Source organism: Luteitalea sp. TBR-22, assembly GCF_016865485.1.
Lineage (GTDB): Bacteria > Acidobacteriota > Vicinamibacteria > Vicinamibacterales > Vicinamibacteraceae > Luteitalea.
This window is the reverse complement of the sequence record NZ_AP024452.1, coordinates 592479-603684: the sequence shown is the minus strand read 5'-3', so window position 1 is coordinate 603684 and position 11206 is coordinate 592479. Positions and strand designations below refer to the sequence as shown.

Annotated in this window: 6 protein-coding genes; 1 reads left to right on the top strand and 5 read right to left on the bottom strand. The window is 70.1% G+C overall.

The window, feature by feature from the left end; genetic code table 11:
• Positions 1-38: 38 nt before the first annotated feature.
• From TBR22_RS02500 to TBR22_RS02480, 5 genes are all read right to left on the bottom strand, one after another.
• Positions 39-1466: an MBL fold metallo-hydrolase gene (locus TBR22_RS02500; protein ID WP_239491378.1), complete on the bottom strand. Its 1428-nt coding sequence runs from the start codon at positions 1464-1466 to the stop codon at positions 39-41.
• A 108-nt stretch (positions 1467-1574) separates the two neighbouring features.
• Positions 1575-2984 (bottom strand): sigma-54 dependent transcriptional regulator, encoded by a 1410-nt coding sequence (locus TBR22_RS02495; RefSeq protein WP_239491377.1) that lies wholly within the window; start codon positions 2982-2984, stop codon positions 1575-1577.
• Positions 2985-3009: 25 nt separating this feature from the next.
• Positions 3010-5874, bottom strand: a complete 2865-nt coding sequence (locus TBR22_RS02490) for an ATP-binding protein (protein ID WP_239491376.1) — start codon at positions 5872-5874, stop codon at positions 3010-3012.
• A gap of 537 nt (positions 5875-6411) precedes the next feature.
• Positions 6412-8337, bottom strand: a complete 1926-nt coding sequence (locus tag TBR22_RS02485) for a TonB-dependent receptor (RefSeq protein ID WP_239491375.1) — start codon at positions 8335-8337, stop codon at positions 6412-6414.
• 77 nt (positions 8338-8414) lie between these two features.
• Positions 8415-9590 (bottom strand): hypothetical protein, encoded by a 1176-nt coding sequence (locus TBR22_RS02480; RefSeq protein WP_239491374.1) that lies wholly within the window; start codon positions 9588-9590, stop codon positions 8415-8417.
• A gap of 272 nt (positions 9591-9862) precedes the next feature.
• Between TBR22_RS02480 and glgC the strand changes: the two genes are divergently transcribed.
• The gene (gene glgC / locus TBR22_RS02475) at positions 9863-11143 is read left to right on the top strand and encodes a glucose-1-phosphate adenylyltransferase (RefSeq protein ID WP_239491373.1); all 1281 of its coding nucleotides are present in this window, start codon (positions 9863-9865) and stop codon (positions 11141-11143) included.
• Positions 11144-11206 lie beyond the last annotated feature (63 nt).

The window sequence follows — 11206 nt, the reverse complement described above, 5'->3', positions numbered from 1 at the left end:
CGTCCCCGGTGGTGGCGCGCGCTGCCCTGCGGCCGGCCCTAGGTGGTGCCGACCTTCTCCTGGCGGGCCTGCGCGCGCCAGCGGGCGAAGTCGTCGTCCACATAGCGCACGTCATGGCCGAGACGCGCGAGGAAGGCGCTGGCGAGGGCGGCTCGCCCGCCCGTCGCGCAGTGCACGATCACTGGACGCCCGCGCGGCACGCGCGCCTGCTCCACGGCGAGGCGGCTCTGCGGCACGTGCAGCGCGCCCGGCACGTGATCGGCGGCGAACTCGGCGGCACTGCGCACGTCGATCCACGTGCCATCCTGCCCCGGTTGCGGTGCCTGAGAAAAGCTGATCCGCTCAATCGACGAGGTGGCGCCGCCGTCGGCGCGCCACCGGTCGAGCTCGGCGGGCGCGATCCAGCCCTCGATGCGATCGAGGCCGATGCGTAACAGTTGGCGCACGAGACGATCGACGTCGGACTCCTCGGCCAGCAGGACCATCGACTGCCCCGGGTCGACGTACGCGCCGGTGGCCGCCGTGAACTGGCGCGTGCGGGGCGCATGCAGGCTGCCCGGCAGGTGCGCCTCCATGAACGCCGCCCGGTCCTCACGTGTGTCGAGCACCACCAGTTCGGGACGCCCGGCCACATCGGCGATGGCCAGCCGCGGCGGCGACGGCACGGCGCCGATCAGCGGGGCGCCGTCCCTGTTGACCTGCTTCATGCGCGCGAAGTACGGCGGCGGTGCCGGCTGTCCGTCGAGGATGGCGTCCACGAACGCATCCCCCTGATCGCGGGCCAGCGACAGCACGCCGTTGAAGCGGCGCTCGTACCCCACCGTGGACATCGGCACGGCCCCGAGCGCCTTTCCACACGCGCTGCCGGCCCCGTGCCCCGGCCACACCTGCATGAACTCTGGCCACGCGTCCACCTGTCGCAGCGAGGCCTGCAGTTGCACCGCCGACGGCCGCATCGCGCCGACGTGTCCGGCCGCAGACTCGAGCAGGTCGGGCCGGCCGACGTCGCCGACGAACAGGAAGTCGCCCGTCGCCACGCCGATCGGCCGGTCGGCGCCGGAGCCGCGGTCGGTCACGACGAACACGACGTGCTCGGGCGTGTGCCCGGGCGTGTGCCGCACCTCGATGTCGATGTGGCCGATCGAGAAGCGGTCGCCGTCGCCGACCAGGAGGTACTCGGCGCGTCCCTGTCCCACCCAGGCGTACTGCCACTCGGGCGGACCGGCCTTGGACAGCACGACGCGGACGCCGGGGCGCTCCGCGAACTCGCGCAGCCCGGACACGTAGTCGGCGTGGATGTGGGTCTCGGCGACGGTGGTGATGCGGAATCCCTCGTCGGCGGCCAGACGGTCGTACCTGTCGATGTCGCGCTCGGGATCGATCAGCAGCGCCTCACCGGTGCGCTGGCAACCCACGAGATAGGCGTACTGCGACAGCTCGGGGTCGGCGATCTGACGGAACAGCATGAGGTCCTCCGGCAACCATCCTACTGCCGGGGCGGCTCGGCGCACAGCACCGCGATGCGGGGCCGACAGGCCAGGTGCCGGGCACTGCGGGGCGAGGGGTCCCGCCCCTCAGGCGCCGGCGTCGTCCTTCTTGCGGCGCGGCCGGATGTCGTACCGCTTGATCATCTCGTTGAGCGTCGTCGGCTTGATGTGCAGCAGCTCGGCGGCGCGCTTCTGGACGCCGCCGGCGGCCTCCAGCGTCGTCTCGATGAGGCGACGCTCGAAGTCGCTCGTGACGTCCTTGAACGAGATGCCCTCGGGCGGCAGCACGAAGTTGGGAATCTGGAAGCGGCGGGTCGATCGCACCGTGTCCGGGATGAGGTCGGGGCCGATGCGGCTCCCGGTGCAGAGGACGACGGCGCGCTCGATGACGTTCTCGAGCTCGCGGACGTTGCCCGGCCAGTCGTACTCGAGCAGCAGGTCGAGGGCTTCGGGAGCCAGCTCGAGGTCGCGGCGGTTGTTCTCCTCGCCGTACTTGTCGAGGAAGTGCTGCACGAGCAGCGGGATGTCCTCCTTGCGCTGGCGCAGCGACGGGAGGTTCACGGTGATGACGTGCAGGCGGTAGTACAGGTCCTCGCGGAAGCGGCCCTCGTCGACCATGGTGCGCAGGTCGACGTTGGTCGCCGCGATGATCCGCACGTCGACCTTGATCGTGTCGACGCCGCCGAGGCGCATGAACTCGCGCTCCTGGATCACCCGCAGCAGCTTGGCCTGCGTCTCGAGCGGCACGTTGCCGATCTCGTCGAAGAAGATGCTGCCCTTGTCGGCGACCTCGAACAGGCCCTTCTTCGGCGCGACGGCGCCGGTGAAGGCGCCCTTCACGTGGCCGAACAGGTTGCTCTCGAGCAGGTCGGGCGGCAGGTTCCCCGAGTTGACGGTGACGAACGGCTTGTCGGCCCGCAGCGAGTTGTTGTGCAGCGCCCGCGCGACCAGTTCCTTGCCGGTGCCACTCTCGCCGTATACGAGCACCGTGGAGCGGCTCGGCGCGGCCTGGATCACCAGGTCGAATACCTGCCGCATCTTGCTGCTGCGGCCGATGATGTTGGCAAACCGGCTGCCGTGCGTCTGGAGGTGCTGCCGCAGGATGCGGTTCTCGCGCGCCAGGCGCGTGCGCTCGACGGCGTTGCGCAGGACCGCGGCGACCTCGTCGTTCTTGAACGGCTTGGTGATGTAGTCGAAGGCGCCGCGCTTCATCGCCGACAGCGCGGTCTCGACCGAGGCGAAGGCGGTGACCATGACGACGGGCAGGTCCTCGTCCATCGCGCGGAGCTCGCCGAGCACCGACAGGCCGTCCATGCCCGGCATCATCACGTCGACGATGGCGGCATCGAAGGCGTGGGCGCGGGCCAGCTCGAGGCCTTCCATGCCGTTCACCGCCATGCGCACGTCGTAGCCCTCGCGCTCGAGCAGCGCCTCGAGCACCTCGCGCATCACCTCCTCGTCGTCGATGACGAGGATCGTCCCCCTGGCAGTGGCCATTGCGGAAAAGTCGCTCCCGGGCGCGTCAGCCGGCGCCCGTGCCTGCACTCTCGGTGCGTGCGCCGCCGAGCCGCGGGAACGAGAGCGTGAAGCGCGTCCCCTGCCCGAGCTGGCTGTCGCACACGATCGTGCCTTCGTGCTCCTGCACGATACCGTACGTGATCGAGAGTCCGAGGCCGGTGCCCTGCCCGATCGGCTTGGTCGAGAAGAACGGGTCGTAGATGCGCGCGAGGTGCTCGGCGGGGATGCCGGCGCCCGTGTCGCTCACCTCGACGACCACGTGGTCGCCGTCGCGCCGCGTGCCGATGCCCAGCCAGCCCCCCTTGGGCATGGCGTCGCGCGCGTTCAGGAACAGGTTGAGGAACACCTGCTGCAGCTTGTGCTCGACCGCGCGCACCATCGGTCCGTCGGCCTGCAGGTCCTTGCGCACCTGCACGCTCGCCGTGCGGAACTGGTGCTCGAGCAGCGAGAGCACGTCGTTGATCACCACGTGCAGGTCGACCGGTCCGGTCTCGCTCTGCACGGGCCGCGACAGGTGCAACAGGCTGTTGACGATCTTGGCCGCCCGGAACGTCTGCCGCTCGATCTTCTCGAGCAGGCGGGTCCGCGGATCCTCGGGGTCGGCGTTCTCGAGCAGCATCTGCGTGAAGCTCGAGATGCCGGTGAGCGGGGTGTTGACCTCGTGCGCGACGCCGGCGGCCAGCAAGCCGATCGAGGCCATCTTCTCGGAGATCTGGAGTTGCTCCTCGAGCTGCACGCGCGAGGTGATGTCGTCGATCATCAGCACCGAGCCGACCGGCGAGCTCGACGAGCCGCGGAGCGGGTGCATGGCGGCGTTGACCAGGCGCTTGCGCGCGCCGTCGGCGTGTCGCGAGACCAGCGGCGTGCGGTAGATGGTGGCCGCGTCGGAGCCGTCGCGCTCGGCCATGCGCACGGCCGCGAGGAACTCGGGATCGAACAGCTCGTCGACGCGCTTGCCCACGGCCTGGGCGGCGGGCACGCCGGCGATCTGCTCCATCGCCGGGTTCCAGTGCACCACCGTGCCCTGCAGGTCGATCACCAGCAGGCCGTCCTGCAGCGATTGCACCACGTTCTCGCTGAACTGGCGCATGCGGTCGAGTTCCTCGGCCTTGTCGCGCAGCGCCACGTACAGGCGGCCGTTCTCGATCGCCGTCGCGACCTGGGCGGCGACGGCGTTGAGCAGCGTCAGGTCCTCTGTGCTGAGAGGCTCGCCGCTCGGCCGCGAACCGAGGCCGATGACCGCAATCGGGCCGTCCTTGGCCAGGCAGGGCACGAAGTAGTGCAGGCCGCGGTCGCGCCACGCGCGCACCTCGTCGGCCGAGAACCGCCGTACCGTGAACGGGTCGTCGAGGTTCACCACCTGCCCGCTCTCGAGCCGCGTGCCGATGCCGGAGAAGCGCTTGAGGCATGGCACGGCGTCGGCCGCGGCGCCGACGGTGCGAAGCGCCGAGAAGCCCTCGGCGCCAGGCGCGGCAGCGACGAGCAGCGTGACGCGATCGACGCCGAACGTCTCGGAGAGACGCTGCACGAGCCGCTCGGCCAGCCGGTCGAGGTCGAGGTCGGCGTTCAGGTCACGGGCGAAGGCGAGGAGCGCCCGGCGGTAGTCGTAGCGGTCGCGGTAATGGGCGTAGTCGAGCGCCGTCTGGATGGCGTTCTTGACCATCGGCGCGAGCAGCACCACCAGCAGCGTCGCCAGGATGGCGATCACCGAGTTGTGCTGCTCGGAACCACCGAGGAACATCTCGCTGGCCAGCCGCAGCGTGATGGTGTAGATGGTCGCGATCGCGGCGAGCACCGTGGCGTACACCACGGTGCGCTTGATGATCACCTCGACGTCCATCAGGCGGTAGCGGACCACCGCCGAGGCGAAGGCGAGCGGCACGAGCGCCAGCAGCACCACGAGCAGGCCGAGCGGCTCCCACGGCTGGTAGCCGAGGGCATAAGGCAGGCCGTAGAAGAGCGCGAACGGCAACGCGCCGGCCAGCGTGCCCCACACGATCCAGCGCAGCTGCCGCCGCGCCGTCACCGACCGCAGGCGACCGAGCGTGCGCGTCATGATCGTCTGGCCGATCACCAGCGCCGCCACCAGCTGCAGCATCTCGGCGCGATCGAGCGCCACGACCCAGTTCTCGAGGCTGTCGCCCGGCAGCGCCCCGGCCGAGAGCACCGACACGCGGGTCAGCCCGAGCAGGATGGCCGGCAGGTAGAGCAGCGGCACCGCGGCGCGACCGCGCGGCGAGCGCACCCAGCTGTCCTGCCGTTCCGGGAACACCAGCGCGAAGTGCACGAACAGCGGCGGCAGGGCCAGCATCGCCACGACGTCGGCCCAGTAGAAGACCCAGTCGAGCCGATCGAGGCGGCCGCTGTACGAGAAGCCGCACACGCCGAAGAAGGCGACCGTCAGCCAGAAGAAGTGCAGGGTGGCGGGATCGCGTGGCCGCTGCACGCGCACCGAGCAGCCGACCAGCAGCGCGAAGATGGCCACGGCCGCCATCGCGTAATAGAGCAGGCGCGCGCCGTCGGGCAAGGGCTGCAGGTCGAGCCGCAGCGGGCGCTCGTAGCCTGCCCGGGACACCACGTAGGCCAGCGGACGACCGCGCTGGCTGCCGTGCTGCGCGTCGAGTACCTGCTCCACCCGGTCGATGCCGCGGCCGTTGACCGCGACCAGGACGTCACCGGGTCGGATGCCCGCCCGCGCGCCCGCGCCCTCGGCCCCGACGCTGGCGGCCACCACGCCCTCGGCGCGCGCTTCCCACAGAATCCCGTCCTCGATCTCGAGCCACGAGAAGCGGACGGCGATGTTGGCGCCGACGAGCGCGAGGAGGATCGCCGTGACGACCACGGCGAGGGCGGCGCGGCCCCATTGCACGCGCCTCGGCCCCTCTGGGGATGTTGGCCAGATACCCTCGGTCATCGGTTACGTATCGACGAGGTACTGGCCTGGGCAGCCGGGCACGTCGAGTCGCCCTTGATATAGCAAAGGACGTTCCATGGGCAGATCGGGACGTCCCCTCGCAAGTCCCTGCTTTTGAGGCATTTCCGCGACGATGCTCCGGCGAGGAGGGTCGACGGCCCGGCTCGCCTCCAAGGAAAGGGATCGGCGTGACGCTTTATTGGATCAGCACCCAAGCGCCACTTGCACGGGCCATTCGACCGAGCAGCCCACAGAGGCGCAGGAGAGGGTGGCGAGGTGGCGCCGGCCGCCTCGCGTGAGCGTTGTCAGCCGAGCTCGCGTGAGCGAACCGGAGGCTGCCTAGAACTCGCGAGGTGGCGACCGCCGCCTCGCGTGCGCGTTGTCAGCCGAGCTCGCGTGAGCGAGCGGAGGCTGACTAGAACTTGACGAGGTGGCGACGGCCGCCTCGCGTGAGCGTTGTCAGCCGAGCTCGCGTGAGCGAGCGGAGGCTGACTAGAACTTGACGAGGACGCCGCCGACGACGCGCTTGGGCGGACGGATGACGAGGAGTTCGTCGTAGATGGAGCCCACCGCCTCGCCGTCGCGGAACAGGTTGCGGACCGCGACCACGAACTCCCAGTCGGCGCCGGTGGCGCTGAGGAACGGCAGTCGCTGCGAGACCTGCACGTCGAAGCGCGCGTCGGTGGCCGCGTCGGCCAGGTTGGGGCTGCGACGCGAGAAGGCGGAATTGACCTTCCAGGTCGCCGCCACGCGCGTCCCCGACTCGGCGATGTCGGTGACCACCCGCGCGGTGACGTCGTGGATCCGCTCGCGTCCCGTGCGGTCGGCCGACGGCGCCATCAGCGCGATGAGGCCGCGATCGCCAGCGCCGAACCATTCGGCCCTCGCGATGGTGTACTCGAGCGCGCCGCGGAAGCGCGGCCCGGCGTCCTGCGAGATGCCCATCACCCAGCCGCCGGCGTTGACGTTGCCCCCGTTGGCGACGACGTAGTGGCCCAGGTCGGCGCCGAGGCCCTGCGGGCCGGTGCCGAACATGGTGACCAGCTGGTTGTCGACGGCCTGCTCGAAGCGGCGCAGGTTGAGCAGCACCTGCCCGATCTGCCGCTCGAGACCAATCTCGACGTGCCGTGTGCGCTCCGCGCTGAGGCGGCCGCCAGCGGTCGCCGACGTGAAGGTGCGCTGCGGCGGCACCGAGAACGCCGACAGGTTGCGGGCGTCGAACTCCTCGGCGCCGGGGGCGAGCATCTGCTGGGTGACCGCGACGCGCACCCAGGTCTTCTCGAAGGGCGAGACCGACATCGATGCGCTCGGGCTGAGGAGCGTCGGGCGATCGAGGTAGTCGTGGTAGGCGTAGCGCGAGCCGTAGGTGACCACGGCACGCCGATGCAGGCGCCACGTGTCGAAGGCGTGGATCGTGCCGGCGACGCGGCTGCGCTCGGGCACGCTCAGGAGCGCGGCCGGCGTGTCGTCGGAGAAGTTCTGCGCTGCAAACGACGCCCCGAGGTCGAGCGCGTGGCTGGCCTCGGTGGGGCGCAGGTAGTTGCCCGCGACGATCCACGAGGACATGTCGCCACGGCCGAAGGCGCCGCGCACCGACCACGCGCCCGTGTTGCCAATCGGCGCGCCGACGGTGGCATAGGCGACGCCCGATGGGCCCTGCGCCCAGGACGTGCCCTCGCCACCGCTCTCGTCGAAGGCCGTGGCGGTGAGGAACTGGATCTGGCCCGACAGGGAGGCGTCGCCGAAGAACGACGACGTGCTCCGGGCCGAGGCTTCGACGGTCGGCGCGCCGAGCCGCTCGTCGAGCCAGTCGAGATCCTCCTCGATGGCGTCGAGCGCCAGCTGGCCCTGCGTCTCGCGCAGGACCGAGCGCTTCATGTGTCGCAGCCGCCACAGGCGCGGCGAGTGCTCGTGATCGTCGCCCTCGGCCTGGGCCGCAGGCGCGGGCGCGATCGTGGCGCCGCCGCCGAATCCGGCGGCAATCACCGGGGTGGGGCTGTCGGAGGCCACCGGGGGCGCCGCCGGCGCGGTGCCCGACAGGCGGGTGAGCTTGACGGTGTGGCGGGCGCTGGCGGCGGGCGTCACGTCGACGAACTCGCGCGTCGACGCGCGATAGCCGGCGCGCTGCGCGCGAATCAGGTACGTGCCGACCGGGACGGCGGAGAAGACGAAGCGCCCGGACTGATCGGTGACCCCGAACAGCGCGTCGGGCCCGAGGGCCGAGACGGCCACGCCGGCAAGCGGCGCGCCGCGCTCATCGGTGACCACGCCTTCGATGCGCCCAGCGACGAGCGCGACCCCAGGAGCCACCGATGACGGACCTGTGTGTGCGCGTGCCTGCACGAGCGGCTGCGCGTCTGCCGTGGGGGCGAGACTCAGGCCGAGCGCGAGCGCCGTCAGCGTCACCGATCGGGTCATGGGAACTCCAGTGACAGGTCCACAGGAACGCTCCGCGGGAAGGTCCCGCGGGGCGCCCCGGGTTCACCGTCGACGACTCAGGAGCCGGCGACCGTGAACGCCACGTCGTGGGTCAGGGACTTGCCGGTCTTATTGTCCGTCACTTTGATGGCCAAGCGGTAGTCCCCCGGCTCGAATACCTCGACGGGCACGTTCAGGCTGCCGACCAGCTGATGCCCCTGGGCCACGTCGAAGCCTGGCGGCAGGGTCTCGCTGTTCAGCTTCTGGGGCGCAACGCCCCGGAACTTGGCCTCGCCGAGCGGGCCCTTCTTGTAGGGCTGCCACTCGATGGTGACGTCCGGCTTCTTGTCGTCGCCGAGCGCCACGCCGTAGATGATGAAGAACACCGAGAGCTCGTCGGCCTTGGTGAACTTCCCATCCACGGTCGGCGAGACCTCCAGGTTGCCGATGACGTACGGCTTGAGCTTCTGGGCCTCGCCGGTCGGCACCTCGGCCAGCGGCGTGACCTTGTTGGCCACGAACACGCTCGAGATCTGGAACGTGTCGGCCCAGTAGTTCGGCACCGTGATCGTCGCCTTGTGGACCGCGACCTTGAGCGGGCCAGCGGCCGCCGCCGGGTCCTTCACCGTGACGGCCACGTACGCGTCGTACTCGCCGGCCGCCACGCTGAACGGGCGGCTGAAGGTCAGCGGCCCGCCCGGCCCTCGCGGCGTCGCCGTGAGGTCGTAGTAGTCCTCCCAGGGGTACTCGACGCCGGAGACCGACTGCCCGGCCAGATCCTGGGCTTCCTTGCCCTTCTTCTTGTTCTTCTTGTCCTGCTTCTCCTTCTCCTTCCGGGCCTTCTCGTCGAGCACCGGCGGAGCGGCAGGCGGCTGGGCGCCCTTGGGGGCGAGGCGGATGTAGGCGCCGAAGTTGGCCCCCTTGCCGATCACGTCCGGCTGGATCGTGACCGTGAACGGCGCGTAGATCTTGTTGTCGGACGCCTTCAGGTAGTCGATCCCGAGGGTCATCTCGACCTTGGTGGCCGGGTCGGCGGCCACCGAACGCGTTGCCGGGTCGGCGTTGAACACCGTGGTGCCCGCCTCACCCTTCATCGCCTCGTTGGTGGCCCCGACGATGGCGCTGATCAGCACCTGCTTCGGGTCCGCGGGCGGGCCCGCCTTCTCGTCCTTCTTCTGGGCGTACGCCGGCGCAAGGCCGAGGGCGACGGCAAGGCCCGTCGCAAGCCACGTGATTCGAGTCGTCTGTCGCATGAAGCCTGGTCCCCCGGCATGCGGCAGCGCATGCCCAAGATTCCGCATTCTAAGACCGTTGGCGGGAAAGTCCAAGGCACGGCGCGCCCGGATTTCCGGGCGAAAGCGCCACGGTCGCCCGACGGGCGCTAGAATTCCTGTCGCTGACGCAGGGGTCGGCCGGCGGGCCCGCAGGGCCCGACGCCACCCCGCCTGACGCGCCCCCGGCGGGGCGCATTCGGCGCGCAGGGCCGGGCTGGCCCGGTGGCGCGCGCACTGGACCCGGGTGGCCCATGCTCAACGACTCGCTCGTGATCGTCCTGGCCGGAGGGGTGGGCGAACGCCTGTTCCCCCTGACGAAGGAACGCGCCAAGCCTGCGGTGTACTTCGGCGGTCCCTACCGCATCATCGACTTCACGCTCAGCAACTGCATCAATGCCGGCCTGCGCCGCATCTTCATCGTCACGCAGTACAAGAGCCTGTCGCTGAACCGCCACATCAGGATGGGCTGGAACGTCGTCGCGGAGGAACTCGGCGAGTTCATCGAGATCCTGCCGCCGCAGAAGCGCGTCAGCGACAACTGGTACCTCGGGACCGCCGACGCGGTGTACCAGAACCTCTACTCGGTGGTCCGCGAGGGCCCCAAGCGCGTCGTCATCCTCTCGGGCGATCACATCTACAAGATGGATTACTCGAAGATGCTGCGCTGGCACATCGACAAGGGGGCCGCGGCGACGGTGGCGACCTACGAGGTGCCCGTCGCCGAGGCGGCGCGGCGCTTCGGCGTGCTGCAGGTGGACGAGGAGGAGCGGGTCATCGGGTTCGAGGAGAAGCCGGCCGAGCCCAAGCCGATCCCCGGCATGCCGGGCGTGGCGCTCGCCTCGATGGGCATCTACGTCTTCGAGGCCGACCTGCTGATCAAGGCGCTCGAGGAGGACGCCGGCAAGGACGCCAGCAAGCACGACTTCGGCAAGGACATCCTGCCGTCGCTGATCGGCCACGCCCCGGTGTACTCCTACCGCTTCTCCGACGAGAACAAGAAGGCGGGCAAGTACTGGCGCGACATCGGCGAACTCGACGCCTACTACGAGGCCAACATGGACCTCGTGCAGGTGAGCCCGGAGTTCAACCTCTATGACCCGGAATGGCCGATCCGGACCTGGATGCCGCAGGCGCCGCCGGCCAAGTTCGTGTTCGACGACGAGGGGCGGCGCGGGCACGCGCTCGACTCGATCATCTCGTCGGGCGTGATCGTGTCGGGCAGCAGCGTGCGCGGCAGCATCCTGTGCCCCAACGTCCGCGTGCACAGCTACTGCGACATCGACCGGAGTATCCTGATGCCCGGGGTGCGCGTCGGTCGTCACGCCAGGATCCGCAACGCGATCATCGATCGCGACGTGTTCATCCCGCGCGGCGCGGTCATCGGGTACAACCTCGAGGAGGATCGGAAGCGGCACACCGTGACGGCCAAGGGGGTCGTGGTGGTGACCACCGACGACGAGCCCTGGATCGAGCCCCCCGTCGACACCAGGCGACAGCAGGAGCAGGAAGCCGACGCGCGCGGACAGCACTAACGGCTTCGCCCATCGGCCTTCGTCATCCGGCCTTGGGCCTTCGTTCCGATTCCCGATTCCCGA